This is a genomic window from Streptomyces sp. NPDC012508, assembly GCF_042902595.1.
Taxonomy (GTDB): Bacteria; Actinomycetota; Actinomycetes; order Streptomycetales; family Streptomycetaceae; genus Streptomyces.
This window is the reverse complement of the sequence record NZ_JBIBEO010000005.1, coordinates 187922-205422: the sequence shown is the minus strand read 5'-3', so window position 1 is coordinate 205422 and position 17501 is coordinate 187922. Positions and strand designations below refer to the sequence as shown.

Annotated in this window: 17 protein-coding genes; 6 read left to right on the top strand and 11 right to left on the bottom strand. The window is 72.0% G+C overall.

What is annotated here, in order from left to right:
* Positions 1-6: 6 nt before the first annotated feature.
* The 8 genes from ACFY8U_RS18525 to ACFY8U_RS18490 all read right to left on the bottom strand — a co-directional run bounded on the left by ACFY8U_RS18525 (position 7) and on the right by ACFY8U_RS18490 (position 8643).
* Positions 7-1659: a DUF885 domain-containing protein gene (locus ACFY8U_RS18525; protein ID WP_389571300.1), complete on the bottom strand. Its 1653-nt coding sequence runs from the start codon at positions 1657-1659 to the stop codon at positions 7-9.
* Complete coding sequence (locus tag ACFY8U_RS18520; protein WP_389571298.1) at positions 1659-2555, bottom strand: EamA family transporter; 897 nt, start codon at positions 2553-2555, stop codon at positions 1659-1661. Before ACFY8U_RS18520 ends, ACFY8U_RS18525 begins: the two co-directional genes overlap by 1 nt.
* A complete protein-coding gene (locus tag ACFY8U_RS18515) occupies positions 2552-3814 on the bottom strand; it encodes an acetyl-CoA carboxylase biotin carboxylase subunit family protein (protein WP_389571295.1) in 1263 nt (420 codons plus the stop codon). The genes ACFY8U_RS18520 and ACFY8U_RS18515 overlap by 4 nt, the downstream gene beginning before the upstream one ends.
* Positions 3811-5136 carry an acetyl-CoA carboxylase biotin carboxylase subunit family protein gene (locus ACFY8U_RS18510; protein WP_389571292.1) on the bottom strand — a complete coding sequence of 442 codons (1326 nt, stop codon included), beginning with the start codon at positions 5134-5136 and terminating at the stop codon, positions 3811-3813. The genes ACFY8U_RS18515 and ACFY8U_RS18510 overlap by 4 nt, the downstream gene beginning before the upstream one ends.
* The gene (locus ACFY8U_RS18505; RefSeq protein ID WP_389572073.1) at positions 5133-6485 is read right to left on the bottom strand and encodes an acetyl-CoA carboxylase biotin carboxylase subunit family protein; all 1353 of its coding nucleotides are present in this window, start codon (positions 6483-6485) and stop codon (positions 5133-5135) included. Before ACFY8U_RS18505 ends, ACFY8U_RS18510 begins: the two co-directional genes overlap by 4 nt.
* Positions 6486-6556: 71 nt before the next feature.
* Entirely contained in the window at positions 6557-7309 is a 753-nt protein-coding gene (locus ACFY8U_RS18500) for a hypothetical protein (protein ID WP_389571289.1), read from the bottom strand.
* Positions 7310-7354: 45 nt separating this feature from the next.
* On the bottom strand, positions 7355-7654 hold the full coding sequence (locus tag ACFY8U_RS18495) for a 2Fe-2S iron-sulfur cluster-binding protein (RefSeq protein WP_389571286.1): 300 nt from the start codon (positions 7652-7654) through the stop codon (positions 7355-7357).
* Positions 7651-8643 (bottom strand): NAD(P)/FAD-dependent oxidoreductase, encoded by a 993-nt coding sequence (locus ACFY8U_RS18490; protein WP_389571283.1) that lies wholly within the window; start codon positions 8641-8643, stop codon positions 7651-7653. Before ACFY8U_RS18490 ends, ACFY8U_RS18495 begins: the two co-directional genes overlap by 4 nt.
* A 347-nt stretch (positions 8644-8990) precedes the next feature.
* On the opposite strand from ACFY8U_RS18490, the gene ACFY8U_RS18485 reads away from it, so the two are divergent.
* The 5 genes from ACFY8U_RS18485 to ACFY8U_RS18465 all read left to right on the top strand — a co-directional run bounded on the left by ACFY8U_RS18485 (position 8991) and on the right by ACFY8U_RS18465 (position 13490).
* A complete protein-coding gene (locus tag ACFY8U_RS18485; RefSeq protein WP_389571281.1) occupies positions 8991-10322 on the top strand; it encodes an aminotransferase class V-fold PLP-dependent enzyme in 1332 nt (443 codons plus the stop codon).
* A gap of 58 nt (positions 10323-10380) precedes the next feature.
* On the top strand, positions 10381-10941 hold the full coding sequence (locus ACFY8U_RS18480; protein ID WP_389572070.1) for a nitroreductase family protein: 561 nt from the start codon (positions 10381-10383) through the stop codon (positions 10939-10941).
* A 66-nt stretch (positions 10942-11007) separates the two neighbouring features.
* On the top strand, positions 11008-11628 hold the full coding sequence (locus tag ACFY8U_RS18475) for a ScbR family autoregulator-binding transcription factor (protein WP_389571278.1): 621 nt from the start codon (positions 11008-11010) through the stop codon (positions 11626-11628).
* Positions 11625-12527, top strand: a complete 903-nt coding sequence (locus ACFY8U_RS18470) for an NAD(P)H-binding protein (protein WP_389571275.1) — start codon at positions 11625-11627, stop codon at positions 12525-12527. Before ACFY8U_RS18475 ends, ACFY8U_RS18470 begins: the two co-directional genes overlap by 4 nt.
* Before the next feature lie 189 nt (positions 12528-12716).
* On the top strand, positions 12717-13490 hold the full coding sequence (locus tag ACFY8U_RS18465) for an SDR family NAD(P)-dependent oxidoreductase (RefSeq protein ID WP_389571272.1): 774 nt from the start codon (positions 12717-12719) through the stop codon (positions 13488-13490).
* Positions 13491-13496: 6 nt separating this feature from the next.
* Here the strand turns inward: ACFY8U_RS18465 and ACFY8U_RS18460 are convergent, their stop codons facing one another.
* On the bottom strand, positions 13497-14123 hold the full coding sequence (locus ACFY8U_RS18460; protein ID WP_389571269.1) for a TetR family transcriptional regulator: 627 nt from the start codon (positions 14121-14123) through the stop codon (positions 13497-13499).
* A 259-nt stretch (positions 14124-14382) separates the two neighbouring features.
* Here ACFY8U_RS18460 and ACFY8U_RS18455 point away from each other — a divergent pair, with 259 nt between their 5' ends.
* Positions 14383-15327 carry a ParB N-terminal domain-containing protein gene (locus ACFY8U_RS18455; RefSeq protein ID WP_389571266.1) on the top strand — a complete coding sequence of 315 codons (945 nt, stop codon included), beginning with the start codon at positions 14383-14385 and terminating at the stop codon, positions 15325-15327.
* A 34-nt stretch (positions 15328-15361) separates the two neighbouring features.
* Here ACFY8U_RS18455 and ACFY8U_RS18450 read toward each other — a convergent pair whose 3' ends face one another.
* On the bottom strand, positions 15362-16768 hold the full coding sequence (locus tag ACFY8U_RS18450; RefSeq protein ID WP_389571263.1) for an ATP-binding protein: 1407 nt from the start codon (positions 16766-16768) through the stop codon (positions 15362-15364).
* Entirely contained in the window at positions 16765-17466 is a 702-nt protein-coding gene (locus ACFY8U_RS18445) for a response regulator transcription factor (RefSeq protein WP_352187522.1), read from the bottom strand. Before ACFY8U_RS18445 ends, ACFY8U_RS18450 begins: the two co-directional genes overlap by 4 nt.
* Positions 17467-17501 lie beyond the last annotated feature (35 nt).

Sequence of the window (17501 nt, the reverse complement as noted above, 5' to 3'; positions counted from 1 at the left end):
CGCGGATCACTTCGCGCGGGTCAGTTCGGCGCGCAGCAGGTCCAGGCCCATCGGCCCCATGTCCAGCGCCTCTCGATGGAATCGCTTCAGATCGAACGCGGCACCGTCCCGGCGGCGGGCCGCCTCCCGGGCGTCCAGCCACGCCTTCTCACCCAGCTTGTAGGCGAGGGCCTGCCCGGGGCGCCCCAGATACCGGTCGATCTCGAACGCGACGAACCCCGCCGGGCCGACCCCGCAGTGCTCGGCGAGGAACTCCCGGCCGAGGCGTGGCGTCCACCGCTCGCCCTCGTGGAAGCCGGTGCCCGCCGGGATCGGCAGCCGCAGGTGCAGCCCGATGTCCAGGACGACCCGCGCGGCGCGCAACTGCTGCCCGCCGGACAGCATGCCGAGGCGGTGCGCCGGGTCGGCGAGGTACCCCAGCTCGTCCATCAGCCGCTCGGCGTACAGGCCCCACCCCTCGCAGTGCCCCAGGTGCAGCTCGCACGAGAGGCGCTGGAACCGGTTGAGGGTCGCGGTGTTGAGGGTCGTCACCCCCAGCTGCAGATGGTGGCCGGGGACGCCCTCGTGGAACATCGTGCTCGGCACCGTCCACGTCGGGACCGGCGCGTCCGGGTCGGTCACCGGCCACCACACCGTCCCGGGGCGCGACAGGTCCTCGCTGGGCGCGAGATAGGAGGCGGGCCCGTCCGTACGGGCGGTCCGGCAGTCGATCCGTCGCAACGGCGCCGGGATCGCGAAGTGGGTCCCGTCGAGGCCGGCGATGGCGTCGTCGGCGAGTTCCTGGATCCAGTCACGGAACGCCGCCGCGCCCTTCACCAGGTGGCGGGGGTCCTCGTCGAGCGCCGCAAGCACCGCCGGTACCGGTTCGCCGGGCGCGATGGCCGCCGCGGCCTCAGCCATCTCGTGCCGCACCCGGGCCAGTTCGTCCCAGCCCCACGCATAGGTCTCCTCCAGGTCGAGCCGAGTGCCGAGGAACTCCCGTACGCCCAGCTGGTAGCGGTCCTCGTCCACCGCCTCCCGCTCCGGCGCGTCCCCCGCGAGCTCCTCCGACAGATACGAGGCGAAGCCGGTCAGCGCCTCGTTCGCGGCCGTCGCGGCCTCGTCCAGGGCGCCGCGCAGGGCGCCGTCGCCGTGTCCGGCGGGCAGCCCCGCCAGGTACGGCCGCATGTCCCCGCACTCCCGGGCGTTCCGTACGACCTGACGGTACGGCGCGACCCGGCCGCGGCGCCGGGCGTCCTCCAGGCCCTCGCGCAGCCCCGCCAGCGCCCCCGGGACGGCCCGCAGCCGGGCCAGCAGCGTCTCCCATTCGGTGCCGGCGCCCTGGTCCAGCAGGCCCACCGCGTGGCGCACCCGCTGGACCGGGCCGTCGAGAGTGTCGAGCAGCGTGCCGTACGCGTCGGCGTCGGCAAGGGCCACCTCCGTGACGAGCCGCTCGCGCAGCACCGCCGCCGCGACCCGCTCCCCGTCACCGGCGGTGGGTGTGGTGTCCAGCGCCCGCAGCGTGCGGCGCGCCAGCTCCGCCCGCTCCCACGCCGCCCCCGGACCGAAGTCGGTCAGCCGCTCCTCCTGCCCGGCGATGCCCATGACCGCGGCCAGACACGGGTCGAGGGCGGCCAGCTCGTCCACGTACCGGTCGGCGAGCCCGTTCAGCGCGCTCATCAGCGGCTCACCGACGGGAGCCGTACCACCCCGGACTCCGTCAGCCGCCGGCCGTACAGACCGACGACCAGACCCGCGACGATCAGCGCCCCGGCCACCAGCTTGAGCGCCGGCAGCGGCTCGTCGAAGATCAGCACCGAGCCGAGGACGCCGAAGACCGGCACGAGCAGGGAGAGCGGGGCGACGGTCGAGACCGGGTACTCGCGAAGCAGCCAGTTCCACACGGCGTAGCCCAGCAGGGTGTTCGGGTACGCCTGGAAGAGGATCGACAGGATCGCCGACCAGCCGAGCTGCTGCGGCAACGCGACGTAGCCCTCGGTGCCGTTGACGACCAGGTCGAGCAGGAACAGCGGGATCGGCGCGAACAGACTCGCCCACACCAGGAACGCCAGGGTGTCCTTGGGCTTGGCCTTCTTGAGGATCACGTTGGCGACGCTCCACGAGACCGCGCCGAACAGCACGAGCGCGACGCCGGCGATCGTCACCGTGCCGTCGGTGACGAACGTGATCGAGAACAGTCCGGCGAGCGCGACCGCCATCCCCAGGTACTGGAACCGCGACAGCGACTCGCGGAACACCACGGCCCCGAGCAGGATCGTCAGGAACGCGCTGAACTGCAGCACCAGAGAGGCGATCCCGGACGACACCCCGGCCTCGATGCCCAGGTTCACCACGCCCCACAGACCCACGCCGAAGACCAGGCCGTAGCCGATGATGTGCCGCCACGGCACCTGCGGCCGCTTCAGGAAGAAGACGGCGGGCAGGGCGCAGAGCGCGAACCTGATCCCGGCCAGGATCAGCGGGTCGACGCTCTTGAGTCCGATCTTGATGACCGAGAAGTTGAGACCCCAGATCGCGGTGACGGCCACCGCGATCAGGATGTGCTGTTTCTTCATGCGGGGACCTGTTCGGGAGTGAGGGGGGCGGCCGGGCGGGTGGAGACCGAGAGGGAGCCGAAGAGGGCTGCCATCCACTCCCGGGTCTCCTCGGGGGTGTCGCCCGCGACGATCCCGGCGAGGACGGTCTCGCCGGCCTGGTAGGTGATGTGGCCGGGCAGCGGCGCGCCGGCCGGCAGTTCGTGCCAGGCGACGACGCGCGGCCCGGACCGGAACGCCCCGGCGCCCTGAAGGCCGCGGTACTCCCGCCCGGCCAGGTGGTGTCCGGGGTGGACGAACCAGGCGTACCGGAGCCCGTCGGCGTCCTGCGCGGGGAGCGTGCCCGCGACGGGCTCGCCGAGCAGGACGCGCAGCTCGTACGAGGGCAGGTGGACGCCGGTCGCCAGCTCGAAGGTGGCCACCACGTCGGCTCCCCCGACGCGGTTGCCGACCTCCAGGAAGACCAGCTCGCCGTCGTGGACGATCGCCTCCAGGTGGAAGGTGCCGTCCTCGATCCGTACGGCGGCCAGGGCCCGGGACACCCAGGCGCGGGTCTCGGCGGAGAAGCCGATCTGGAACGAGCCCATCGGCCTTCCCCGTGCGTACTCCAGGCAGGTGCCCAGGTATTCGCTCGCGGTGAGGGCCAGGACCTCGCCGCCCTGCACCAGGCCGTCGAAGTGCCGGATCGGCCCGGAGACGAACTCCTCTACCTGGAAGTCCGCGCGTGCGCGTCCGGCGTCGAGCCGGGCGACGCCGGTGCGGCCCCCGGCTACGGCCTCGGCGGCCTCGCGCGGGGTGTCGAAGACGAGCACGTCCTCGCTGGACGCACCGCGGTGCGGCTTGAGGACGGTACGGCCGTCCCAGGGCACATGGGCGTCCGCCCGGAGAAAGTCCGGCAGCGGCAGGAAGCGCGGCACACGGAGCCCCGCCTCCTCGACCGCCCGCTTCATCAGGACCTTGTCGCGGGCGAGTGCGACCTGCTCGACCGGCGCGCCCGGGACTCCCAGGTGCTCGCGCAGACGGGCGGCGTCCAGGAGTTCGTACTCCGACATCGAGATGATCCGGTCGAAGTCGCGGGGCCGCTCCGCCAGCCAGTCCCGGGCCTCCTCGAAGGCCGGGCGGCTGCCCGGGCGGCTCACCCGCTCGCAGCGCAGTCCGGGCGGCAGGGTGGAGAGGGCCGCGTCGGTGCCGAAGTAGGTGACGTCATGCAGGTCGTGGGAGATCCCCCGGTGGTACTCGATCTTGAAGTAGGGCACGCGGTGCAGGACGAGGATCTTCATCGGGCCTTCCTGACGGGAGTGGGTTCGGCGACGGCGTGGTCCAGGGCCTTCGACCAGGCCTCGCGCAGGGCGTGGACGACGGCGCGGATGTCGGCCCGGTCGCCGCGCAGGACGACGCAGCCCTGCGCGGCGAAGTCCGCGTTGTCGCGGGCGACGGCGTGCAGGTCGCGGCGCTCGGCGGACATCCAGGCGAACTCCGTGACGGTCAGCTCGCCGTCGGCCAGGCCGAACCGTTCCGCGGTGGCCTCCACGGCGTCCGCGAAGGGGTCCGCTCCGGCCGGGACGTCGTACGGGGAGAACGAGCGGTCGCTGCCGACGCCGAGCATCACCGTCGCCGCCGCGCAGCCGGGCACGAGCCGCCCCGGCTCGGCGGCGGTGCCGAAGGCCGTGTCGACCCAGCGGTGGTGCAGGTCGATCCCGTACACCCGGCGGGCCAGGGCCCAGATCTTCATTCCGGCCGGTCGCCGGTTGGGCTCGACGATCGCGGCGCGCAGTCCGTCGTCGCTCAGCTTGATCTCGTTGTGGAACGGCCCGTCGCACTGGCCCACCAGCCAGTTCGCCTGACGTCCGGCCCGCTCCAGGGTGGCGCGCTCGTGCTCGTCCACGCCGGCGGGCAGCACCTGCGCGATCTCGACGGGGTACCGGCCGCGGGCGCTGATCTTCTCGGTCAGGAACGCGAGCGAGCCGAGCCCGTCGTAGGAGAACTCGCGCTCGTACGGGATGAGCTCCTCGCAGATGACCCCGCCCTCCAGATACGGCAGGACCTCGGCGAACGCGGCTGTCAGGTCGTCCCCGGGGCGGACCACGACGACACCCCGGTTGTTGCCCTCGGCCGCGGGCTTCACGACGAAGCCCTCGGGGTGTGCGATCCCGAACTCCCGCAGCTGGTCGAGCGAGGCGATCTCGGCGAAGGCGGGCACCATGATCCGTTGCGCGGTGAGCAGGTCGGCCACCCGCGCCTCGTCGAGCCGGTAGCGGTACTTGGAGAAGGCACCGGCGGCGAGGTGGGGCGAGTCGACCGGGACGCCGAGCCGGTGGAGCAGTTCGGCCCCGCTGTGCACGGCGTTGTCGGAGAAGACGATGCCCGCCCCGATCCGCTCGCGCCGGTCGCCGAGCAGCTTCTCTCCCAGCTCGGGGAAGCGGTCGCCGAGCGGATCGAGGTCGATGACCTCGTCGGCGATGGCGTGGTCGGCCTCGGTGGGCTCGGCCCGGATCAGGACCACCGTGGCGCCGTGGCGCTCGCGGGCGTACTCCCGCAGATGGCGGACCTCGTCGATGCGGCTCAGGTTGTAGTCGACGATGAGGAGGATCGGCCCGTTCATGCGTGCTCCGTCTCGTACACGATCTCGATCGCGCGCTCCGAGGCGGTCAGCAGCCCGGGGAGGATCGCGTCCCGGCCGGCCCGGTCCATGCTCCAGAGCACCTGGCCGAGGAACACCTCGCGCGAGGACGACTCCACGACGTCGCCGGCCTTGAGCAGGATCTGCGACAGGACCGGCCGGAGCGGGAGTTCGTCATGGGGGCCGACCGCGCGGATGGTGCCGGGGTCGGCGAAGAAGACGCGGAAGAACGTCGCGGTCCCGCTCCGAGTGGTGCCGTCGGGGGCGTACGACAGGCCCTTCAGCCTCGTCAGGAACGCGGCCGGCCGGTGGGCGGCGAGCAGAGCGTCCAGCCAGAGGTCGAGCAGCCCGGGGCCGCCGGTGAGCGCCGCCACGCTGGGCGAGATCAGGCTGCCGCCGACGCGCGGGTTGACCTCGATCAGGTCCCAGCCGGAGAGGGCGTCGTACCGCGCCTCGACGTGGAAGCAGCCCCAGCCGAGGCCGAGGGTGTCCAGGACGCTTCCGACCCAGCGGAGCCCGGCGGCGGTCTCGTCCGGCGCGATGCTCGTGGGCGGGCTGACGCAGGCGTTCTCCAGGACGGTGCCGGCGGTCTCCGTCACCTCGCACTTCTCGTGCACGGCCACGGTGTGCGGCTCACCGTCGACGACGATCACCTCGAAGCTGAACTCCCGCCCGGGCACGTAGTCCTCGACGAGGAACTCCATACCCCGGTCGCCGGGTTCCTGGTGCGGGGTGAAGGCGCTGGCGTAGACCGTGTCGGAGGCGGCCTCGGCGGCGATGCGCTCCAGGTCCGCCCAGGTCGTGTCGGGGGTGAGCGGGAACGTGCCGAACGAGGCGATTCCGCTGACCGGTTTCACGAAGTGGCGCCCGCCGTCGCGGGTGCGGGCGGCGAGGGTCTCGGGGGTGAGCGCGGCCGCCCGGGCCCGGCTGAGGCCGGCGTCGGCGAGGCGGTTGCGCAGGGACAGCTTGTCGCGCAGTTCGGGGATCTGTTTCTCGTCCAGGTCCGGCACTCCGAGCCGGGCGTTGGCCAGCGCCATCAGGTGCCGGTAGCCCTCCCAGACCGTGAGGCAGCAGGCCACCGACGCGCCCGCGGCCCGGAGCCGGTCGAGGTACTCCTCGACGTCGTGCGGGGTCAGTACGTGCTCGTCGGTCACCCGGACGTCGTCGGCGAGGTCCGCGAGCGCCCCGGGCCTGGATCCCTGGTGCTGCGGCTCCGGCAGTGAGCTGAGCACATAGACCTTCAGCCCCCGCGCCCTGACTGTACGGGCGAGGTCCTCCAGGAACGAGAACCCGACATGGCTGAGCAGCAGCACTCCCCTGGCGTTTTCCATGCTCAATTCCGGCCTCCTCACCGGCGGGTGGGGCGCGACGCGGTCACGCCGCGCCCCACTGAGGACTGGGCTCAGGCCGGCTGCTTCTCCGCCTTGGCGATGGTGTCCAGATAGAGCTCCTCGAAGTACTGCGCCAGGAGCGTCTGGTGCTCCCGGAGGTACCGCTTGAACGCGGCGACGTCGTCCTCGTTGTGGAGCAGGTGCCGTACGGCCGCCCAGACCTCGCCGGGGTGGTCGTCGTTGATGTCGGTGTGCGAGTGGCTGATCTGGCCGCCGATCCTGCCCTCGCCGACCGAGCCCTTCAGCGCCTCCAGCTTGCGGGGCTCCAGCTTCACGTTGACGTACTCGACGAGGTAGGAGTACGCCACGACGCCGAGCGGCCCCTCGTGGTCGAGGAGGTAGGAGAAGTAGCCGGTCAGCAGCTTGGTCGAGAGGTAGGGCTCGGTGGCGAGGAACTGCTCGCGCGAGACGCCCACCTTGGCCAGGTCGGTGATGAACAGCTCGTCGTGGAGCATCTCCTCCTGCTCGTAGTTGGCCCACACCTGCGCCGCCTCCGGGCTGCGCTTGGCTATCTCCACGAGCGCCTTGGCCTCGGCGACGCGCAGCAGCCGGATGCGCCAGGCGGTCTCGATCAGGTGCCGCTTGTAGTAGTCGGAGTCGACGTTCTTGCCTTCGAGGTGCGCGGCCTCGGGGACGTTGGCGTACCACTCGAGGACCTGCTGGTCGATCTGCTCGTCGATCTGTGCGCGCAGCTCCGCCGAGGCGGCGGCGTTGAGGAACGTGGAGCTGTTCCCGTAGCCGACGTTGGTCACGCGGTTCGGCATGGTGTCACCTTTTCTCGTGGGTACGGACGCTCGGGTGCGAGCGGTTCAGATGTCGTCGACGACGCGGATGGTCGCGTCGCCCCGCAGCCGGCACTGGCAGGCCAGGCGGTGGTCTCCGCCGGTCCGGCCGAGGTCTTCGAGGAAGTCGAGCTCGTCGTCGTCGGGGGCGCCGAGGGCGTCGAAGCCCTCCAGGACCTTCACGACGCACGCGCCGCACGCGCCGGAGCGGCATCCGAACGGGATGAGCCGCTGCGGGGTCTCGTACTCGACTTCGGTGAGGGGTGATCCCGCGGGCAGCAGGATCTCGGTTCCGGTCGGGAGGATCGTCAGCTTCCTGAGGGTCATGACACCCGCACGGCGTCGAGGTCGGTGGAGTGCCCGGGCGCGAGGCGGGAGCCGGGGCGCAGCTCGACAGCCGCGTGGTTCGCCGCGGTCGCCGCCTCGCCGAGGCCCACCGAGATGAGCGGGACGCGGCCGTCGTACGTACAGATGTCGCCGACCGCGTACACCTGCGGCAGGTTCGTGCGCATCGCCCGGTCGACCGCGATCAGGCGGTTCTCCAGCCGGAGCCCCCAGTCGGCGACCGGGCCGAGGCTGGTGAGGAACCCCAGGGCGCCGACGACGGCCTGGGCGGGCAGCCGCACTTCCTCCTCGGGGGTCTTGACGCGTACTTCCTCCAGCTGCCGTACGCCGTGGCAGGCCGTCACCTGGGCGTCGGTCAGCACGCGCACATCGGCCGCGTACATCTGCTTGACGCCGTGCTCGTGGGCGCGGAAGGCCGAGCGCCGGTGGACGACGGTGACGGAGCGGGCGATCGGCGCGAGGGCGAGGGCCCAGTCGACCGCGCTGTCGCCACCGCCGACGATCACCACGTCACGGTTCCGGTGTTCGTCGAGGCGCGGCACGTGGTGGGTCACGCCCCGCCCCTCGTAGGGGCGTAGACAGGGCAGCGTGCGCGGGACGGAGCGGCCGAGGCCGGCCGCGATCACGACGGCGCCGGCCCGCACCCTCCCGCCGCCCTCCAGGCCGATCTCCCATCCCGTCCCCTGCTCGTCCCGGGTCAGGGAGGCCGCGGTCCGGCCGAGCAGGTAGCGCGGGTCGAAGGGTGCGGCCTGGGCGACCAGCTGCTCGATCAACTCCCTGCCCCGTACGGCGACATGGCCGGCGACGTCATGGATCCTCTTCTCCGGGTACAGGGCCGCGATCTGGCCCCCCGGCTCGGGCAGTGCGTCGACGACCACGCTGGAAAGCCCTCGGAATCCCGCGCAGTAGGCGGCGTACAGGCCGGCCGGACCCGCTCCTACGACGGCCACGTCCGCGCTCGCTTGATGCATTCTGAACCCCAGGCCCTTCCAAACGTCCGGTGGAAACAGCTCTGCCATTCACGCCGTTCGGCTTTTTCGGCCGGATGGAAATCCTTCCGCCGAGTGCAAATTCATCATTGAGCGGGTCGATCCAAGCGTCAACAAATCGAGTCGGAACTCCGTCCGGCCGTCGCGGGCCCGTGGGCGGCGGCCGGCCTCCCGACCGGAACTCCGAGTGTGGAACTTCCTCAGTCGAAGCCCGCGACGGGCAGTCCTCCGGCGTGGGACCGGGCCGGACTTGACGGAACACGACGGCGATCCTTCACTCTTTCCTGTCCGGCAATGCACAATCCACCCCACCTCATGGAGGAGTGATCGTGTCTCTTTCGCGCCGCAGGATTCTGGCCGGTTCCGGTATCGCGGCTTCCGCACTGACGTTGGGCCCGCTGGCAAAGGCATCCACCGCAGAGGAGGCCTCACGCCAACCCTTCCGGCCTCACGACTGGAAATCCGTCCGCGCGCAGTTCCTGCTCGCGCCCGAATACGCGCACCTGTCGAACTTCTTTTTCGCCTCCAATCCGACTCCGGTCCGTGAGGCGATCACCAATTACCGCAAGGCGTTCGACGAGAACCCGTACAGCTTCCTCGACGACAACATGTTCCGGCGCGACGAGGACATGCTGTGGCGCGACGTATGCGCCGCCGCCGCCGAATACGTCGGCGGCAGGCCCGAGGAGATCGCCCTCACCAGCAGCACCACCATGGGACTCGCCCTCATCTACAACGGTCTGCGGCTGAAGCCGGGCCAGGAGGTGCTCACCACCACGCACGAGTTCTATCCGCACCACGAATCGATTCGGCTGGCGGTCGAGAAGTCGGGCGGGAGCATGCGGAAAATCCCGCTCTACGAGTCGTCGCTGAACTTCTCGGCCGACGAGGCCGTGGCGCGGATCCGCGCCGCCGTTCGTCCCCGCACACGGGTCGTCGGCGTCACCTGGGTGCACTCCGGCACCGGCGTGCGGCTGCCGATCGCCCCGCTCGCGGCCGCCATCGAGGAGCTGAACCGGCATCGCGACGAGGCGGACCGCATCCTGCTGGTGGTGGACGGGGTCCACGGCTTCGGCGTGGTGGACGAGGACGTCGCGAACATGGGCTGCGACTTCTTCGCCGCGGGGACGCACAAGTGGATCCTCGGGCCGCACGGGACCGGGATCATCTGGGCCAAGCCCGAGAACTGGGCGCTGCTCCGGCCGACGATCCCCAGCCTGATGGACAAGGAGCTGACAGATGCCTGGCGGCAGGAACGCCCGCCGGCCGGCCCGACGCAGGCCGCGTGGGTCAGCCCGGGCGGCTTCTTCGCGTACGAACACCAGTGGGCCGTCATCGAAGCGTTCCGATTCCACCGGCAGATCGGCCGCGCCCGGGTCCACGACCGGATCGCCGAGCTGAACGGGCAGATCAAGGAGGGTCTGGCCCGCATGAAGCACGTCACGCTGCACACGCCGGTCGACGCCGCACGCTCCGCGGGCTTCGTCTGCTTCGACGTACACGGCTACAAGCCGCAGGACGTCGTGCAGATCTTCCGCGACCACCGGGTCATCGCCAGCGGCACGCCGTACGCGGTCCCGCACGTGCGCCTGTCGGCTGGGATCGTCAACTTCCCGAAGGACGTGGACAGGGCGCTGAGGGTCGTCCGGTCCCTGGCGTGAGCACCGCCATGGCTGTCAGGACGCCCCAGAGCGCAGAGGAGGAACACCCGTGGATGTCATGACGGCCGTGCTGTCCCGCCGCAACGAATCCCACCTCGTCGAACCCGCCCCGAACGACCAGGAGTTCGCCTATCTCCTGCGCGCCGCCGCCACGGCGCCCGCGCACGGGGGCCTTCGGCCCTGGCGGCTGATCCTGATCCGGGACGAGGGCCGGGCCGCACTGGAGCGCTGCCTCGCCGAGGAGAGCGCGGGGCCCGGGCCGGGGCGGGAGTGGCTGGAGGAGATCCAGGGAGCACCGCTCCTCGCCACGCTGGTCTTCTCCCCCGTGCCGCACGAACAGACCGGGCCGGGCGCTCCCGCGGTCCCCGAGTGGGAGCAACTCGCCGCCACCAGCGCCATGACCGATTCGCTGACCCTGCTGCTGCACGCGCGTGGTTTCGGCAGCGTCTGGCGCACCGGCGCGCTCACCGGGTCCGGGCGGATCCGCCGTTTCCTCGGCCTGCGCGGGGAGGAACGTCTGCTGGGCTGGCTGTGCATCGGCACCCCGCCGCGCAGCCGGTCCTCGCAGCGGCGGGTGCCCGAGGACGTGACCGACCGGATCTCGGTCTTCGCCCCCTGAAGATCCGTCGCCTCGGCTAACATAAAGAGCGTTCGCTTTTATTTCCCAGGGTGATCGGACGCACGGGTGACTGATCTCAAGCAGGAGCGTGCCGTCCGCACGCGCAACCTGATCATGAAGGCGGCCGCGGAGCTCTTCGACGAGGAGGGCTACGAAGGCGCGAGCGTCACCCGCATCGTCAAGCGGGCCGGCGTCACGCTGGGCGCGCTGTACTTCCACTTTCCCTCGAAGCAGGACCTGGCCCACGAGGTGATGAACGCCCAGCCGCACGTGATCGAACCCCTGCTGGAGTCCAGCGGACTCCAGCGCCTGGTCGACATCACCCTGGTCTGGGCCCACCGGCTGCAGACCGACCCGTTGCTGCGCGCCGGCGTCCGGCTCGCCGTCGAGCAGAGCCGGTTCGGCATGCGCGACAGTGATTCGTTCGAGGGATGGAAGGACATCATGGTCGGCCACCTCGAAGTGGCCCGCGCCGAGGGGAGCCTCCGCGAAGGCGTCTCGCCCGAGGAGGTCGCCCAGTTCGTCGTCGGCGCCTGTACGGGCGTACAGCTCTACTCCCAACTCCTCACCGGCCGGGCGGACCTGACCGAGCGCACCTGCTCCATGTGGCGGCTGCTGCTGCCGGGAATCGCGGCACCCGACGCCGCCACCGTCGTTGTCGACCCCGACCTCGGAAGGGCCTCATGAACCCCTCTCGCCCCGGACACCGGGAACCCGCCCGCCGCATCGTGGTCACCGGCGCCACGGGAACGGTCGGCCGCCTCACCGCCGCACGCCTGGCCGCCGCGGGAGCACACGACGTGACCCTGCTGACCAGGGACCCGGCGAAGGCAGCCGCGTCGGGCCTGCCGGGCCGCCTCGTGGGCGTGGACTTCGCCTCCCCCGCCACGCTCCGGCCCGCCCTGCGCGGGGCGGACGCCCTGCTGCTCATCACCAACGACCCGCTGAGCCCCGAGCACGACGTCAACATCCTCGACGCGGCGGCGGCATCCGGCACCCCGCACGTCGTCAAGCTGTCCGCCCAGGCCGTGACCGATCCGGGCGCCGACGACGTCATCACCCGCTGGCAGCGCGAGAACGAGGAGCGGCTGAGGGCGAGCGGCCTTCCGTGGACCCTGCTGCGCCCCCGGTCCTTCATGACACACGCGCTGGCCTGGCGGGACGGCATCGTCCGGCACGGCATCGTCCGCGGTGTCCACGGAGACTCCCTCAACTCCTGTGTCGACCCGGCCGACATCGCCGACGCCGCCGTCCAGGCGCTGACGGGCCCCGGTCACATCGGCCGTACGTACGCACTCACGGGACCGCGCGCGATCTCCGCCCGGGAGAAGACCGCCACCCTGTCCCAGGTCCTGGACCGGCCGCTGGTCTTCGAGGAGATCTCCCTGGACCAGGCCCGCCGGGAATGGCGCCGTCGCCTGCCCGAGGTCATCGTGGACGCGCTGACACTCAGCGCCGAGCGGCAGAACCGCGGCGCCAAGTCCGCCGTGGCCGACGGAGTGCGCGCGGCGACCGGCCACGCCCCCCGGTCCTTCCGCACCTGGGCCACCGACCAGGCGCCCGCCTTCGCTCCCGTACCCGCGTAGCCGCCCGCCTTCGCTCCCGTACCCGCGTAGCCGGCCGCCTTTGCTCCCGTACCCGCCTGGCCGCCCGCCTTCGCTCCCGTACCCGCCTGGCCGCCCACCTTCGCTCCCGTACCCGCCTTCGCTCCCGTACCCGCCTAGCCGGCCTGCCCGCCCCGCCGGCCTGCCCGCCCTTCGATTGGACCCCGCGCCGTGGCCTCACCCACCCCTCTGCTCCACGGCAAGACCGTCATGATCACTGGGGCGTCCAGCGGCATCGGTGCCGCCGCCGCCCACGCCTTCGCCGCCGAAGGCGCCGCCGTGGTGCTCGTGGCCCGGCGCGGGGACCGCCTGGAGCAGCACGCCCGGCTCATCCGCGAGAGCGACGGCGAAGCGCTCTGCGTACCGGCCGACGTCACCGACCCCGACGCCGTCCGGCGCGCCGTCGACCGGGCCCTGGACACCTACGGCGGCCTCGACGCGGCCTTCAACAACGCCGGCTGGGCCTCCTCGGGCATCCCCCTGCACAAGATCGAGGACTCCGACTACGACCGGATCATGGACGTCAACGTCCGTGGCGTCTGGAACTGCCTCCGGGCCCAGATCGGCGCGATGCTCGAAACCGGGACCCGCGGCTCCATCGTCAACACCTCCAGCGTCGCGGGCCTGCGCGCCACCGGCACGGCCGCCCCCTACATCGCGGCCAAGCACGCGGTGCTCGGCCTCACGCGGGCCGCCGCCGACGAGTACGGCCCGCACGGCATCCGGGTCAACGCCCTGGTGGTGGGGAGCACGCACACCGAACTGATGGACGAGATCCTCGCCCGCACCCCCTCGCTGTACGAGCCCTTCACCAGCCGCGCCATCCAGCGCCGCCTGGCCGACCCCTCCGAGGTGGCCCAGGCCGCACTGTGGCTCTGCTCCGACCGCGCCTCGTTCACCACCGGTGCCGCCGTCCCGGTGGACGGGGGCTGGACGGCACGGTGACGGCTCTCAGCCCGGGTCTCCGTCGGGGCTTCCGCCCGGCAGCAGTCCGGGAGAGCGGGTCGCGGCCACCGCGCCGAGCACCAGACACCACAACTGCGCCAGCGCTTCGAGGTCTTCGCGGAGCGTGCCCGTCGTCGGGACCGACGGGCAGTCGAACCTGGCCAGCATGCACACCACCAGGGAGCACAGCAGCCCCGCCGAGCAGCTCTCGGCCAACTCGCCCCGCGCGTGCGCCTGGTCGGCGAGCCGCTCGACCTCGCCGAGCCAGAGGCGGTGCCAGGAACATTCCGTCCAGGCGGTCTCGCGGCTGAGCCGTGAGGCCGCCTGCACGGTCGTGTCGGAGTGCAGCAGCCGGGCCACCCCGTGGGTGACGTCGATGATGTTCTGCAACGGCAGCGGCGAGCGCCCCAGCGCGCTGTCGACGGCCGCGCGCGTGACGGTCGCACCCTCCTCGTACACGCCCCTGGCCAGTTGGGGCTTGGTCGGGAAGTGGAAGGTGAGCGCCCCCTGCGTCACCCCCGCCTGTGAGGCGATACGCGACAGCGAGGTGCCCGCGTAGCCGTACCGGGCGAGTTCCATGGCGGCCGCGCACAGCACCCGGCGCCGGGTGCGTGCGGCTCGTGTCTGCGCCACGTTGCCGTTCCTTCTGTCATGTTGCGTCTGGCCCCCTGGTGTCGATCCGAACGACTGGCATGAGTCCCCGAGTTGGGGAGGTGTTTGCCTACTCTACAGAACATAAAGAACGCTATTTTTGTTATCGTCGAACCCGTACCCGGAACCGTGCCCCGCCGCGCCCTCGCGGCGGGCTGTCATGCTCATGCGCACGCGTGAGGAGAGGGTGGTGGAGGAATTGAGGGACGCATCAGAGGCGCCGGACAGTGATCTTGAGGGCATGACCGGCGGCGCGTGTTCGGACGTCCACCTGGTACCGACGGACGTCCTGCAGGCCGCCGACTCGCCCCGGCTGGGCGGAGTGAGCCGGGAGCACGTCGAGCTGCTCGCGCAGCGCGCCATCGAGCCCGTCCTCGTGCACCGGGGCACCATGCGCGTGGTCGACGGCATGCACCGCCTCCACGCCGCCCGGCTCCGGGGCGAGACGGAGATCCCGGTCCGGTTCCTGGACGGACCGGACCGCGAGGTCTTCATCCACTCCGTGTCGGCCAACGTCTCCCACGGCCTCCCCCTGACGCTCAAGGACCGGAAGGCCGCCGCCGGGCGGATCCTGGCCTCGCACCCCGACCTGTCGGACCGCGCGATCGCGCGCATCACCGGCCTCTCGCCCAAGACCGTGAGCGCCGTCCGCCGTACGTCGCCCGAGGAGGTTCCCCAACCGGAGGTCCGGGTCGGGGCGGACGGCCGCGCCCGCCCGCTCGACGCGGCCCGGCGCCGCGAGGTGGCCGTCTCCTTCCTCACCGAGCACCCGGACGCCACGCTCAGCGAGGTCGCCGCCAGCGCGGGCGTGTCGATCAGTACCGCGGGCGCGATCCGGCAGCGGCTACGCCGCGACGAGCAGGCTCCGCCACCGCCGCCCCCAGGCCTCGCACGCGAGCCCGGCCGGTGCGAGCGGCCCGCGGGGGCGCCGGCGGGCGACCTGCGGGAGCAGCGCATCGAGACCCTGGCGAAGGACCCCTCGCTCAGGTTCACCGAGTCCGGACGCGCGTTGCTGCGCTGGCTGAACAGGCGGGCGCCGGATCTCGAAGCCGGCCAGCAGCTGATGGCCGCGGTGCCGGTGCACTGCGCCGTCGCCGTCGCGGACCTGGCCAACTCCTACGCCCGCGAATGGCAGCGCTTCGCCAGCGACCTCGACCGCACCCTGGGCAACATGGTGAAGCACTAGTGGCGCCCGTTGAGGGCCGGACCGGGACCGGCCCTCAGCGGGCGCGCTGCGCGGCCGGCTTCTTGCGGCGCCCCCGCCGGTTGCCGCGCCCCGCCGCGTCGCCGAAGCGGCGGCCGTCCAGGCCGATCCAGATGCGGACCTCCGTGCCGCCGAGCACCGAGTGTCCGATGCGGACGTCGCCGCCCGTGGACTCGGCCATCTGCCGCACGATGTCCAGGCCGAGACCGGTCGAGCCGTCGCGGTGGCCACTGTTGCCGCGGGTCAGCGCGGCGGCCGGGTCGGCGATGCCGGGCCCGGCGTCGGAGACCAGCACGATGACGGCGTCGTCGCCGTTGTGGACGTCGACGGAGAACGCCGTCCCTTCCGGGGTGTGGCGGAAGACGTTGCCGAGCAGTGCGTCGAGCGCGGCGACGAGTTCGGGCCGGGCGACCGGGATCCGTACCGGACGCTCGATGCCCGCGACCCGCACCTTGCGGCCCTCGTCCTCGGCGAGCGCGGACCAGAAGTCCATCCGTTCCCGGACGACCTCGGAGGCGTCGCAGCCGGCGCCCGGGGCGGGGCCCTGCGTCTGGGGCTTGGCCTCCCGCGCCGTGCGGATGATCGTGTCGACCTCACGCTCCAGCTGTTCGACCGCGGCCCGGGTCTGATCGGCCGCCGGCCCCGAGCCGAGCGAGGCGGCGTTGAGCCGGAGCACGGTCAGCGGGGTCCGCAGCCGGTGGGAGAGGTCGGCGGCCAGTTCACGCTCGTTGGCGAGGAGCTGGACGACCTGGTCGGCCATGGAGTTGAAGGCGATGGCGGCCGACTTCAGCTCCGGCGGCCCCTCCTCGGGGACCCGGGCGCCGAGCCTGCCCTCGCCCAGATCGTGGGCGGCGCGGGCGAGGCGCTGCGCGGGCTGGACCATACGGACGCCGAGGCGGTCGGCGACGGCGACGGAGCCGACGATCAGGGCGATGCCGACGCCGGCCAGGACCAGCCAGGCGGTGGCGACGCCGTTGGTGACATCGCCCTCGGGGACGAAGAGTTCGACGACGGCGACCTGCCCGGAGGAGAGGGCGGTGGGCTGGAGCAGCACGGAGCCCCCCTCCACCTCGGCGATCGACGCCCGCCCCAGTTCCCGGGTGGTCCGCAGGTCCTCCTCGTCGGCCCTGCGGGTGCCGATCTCCAGGGCCTCGGCGCCCGGCTCGCCGGCCGAGGCGGCGGCCGGGACATGGACGGCCATCCGTCCGGCGGCCCCGTCCTCGGTGGTCGCGACGGCCCGGTCGAGCTTGTCGCGGTCGGTGGTGATGGCGAGGACGGGCGCGAGACCGGCGGCGCGCCGCTCGGCGTTGGAGAAGGCCCGGTCGCGCGCCATCTCCTTGACGACGAGTCCGAGCGGTACGGCGAAGGCGACGACGACCATGGCGGTGACGGCCAGCGACACCTTGACGAGTGCCCATCTCACGGCCGGCTCTCCCGCGGCGGTTCCAGCTTCACGCCCACCCCGCGCAGGGTGTGGAGATAGCGGGGACGGGCGGCCGTTTCGCCCAACTTCCGCCGCAGCCAGGACAAATGTACGTCGATGGTCTGGTCGTCCCCGTAGGACTGCTGCCACACCTCGGCGAGCAGCTCCTTGCGCGGGACGACGACACCCGGCCGTCCCGCGAGGAACGCCAGCAGGTCGAACTCCCGGCGGGTCAGGTCGAGCCGGGCCCCGTCGAGTTCCGCCTGGCGGCGCAGGGGGTCGATCGACAGTCCGCCGACCTGGATCACCCGCGACGGCGGGGCCTCCCCGGCCGCGGCGCGCGAGCGCCGGAGCACGGCGGCCATCCGCGCCGACAGATGCTCCACGGAGAAGGGCTTGGTCAGATAGTCGTCCGCGCCGTCGTTGAGGAGCCGGACGATCTCCGCCTCGTCGTCCCGCGCGGTCGCGATGATCACCGGTACGTCGGTGATGCCGCGCAGCATCTTCAGCGCCTCGGACCCGTCCAGATCGGGCAGTCCGAGGTCCAGGATGACCACGTCGAAACGGAAATGGGCGACCTCGCGCAGCGCCTCCAGGGCCGTGCCGACGCTCCGTACGGTGTGGGAGGCCTCGGTCAGATGCCGGATGAGGGCGGAGCGCACGAACTGGTCGTCCTCGACCACGAGCACACTTGCCATGGCCCGCACCGTACGCCATACGGGTGAGGCCGAGG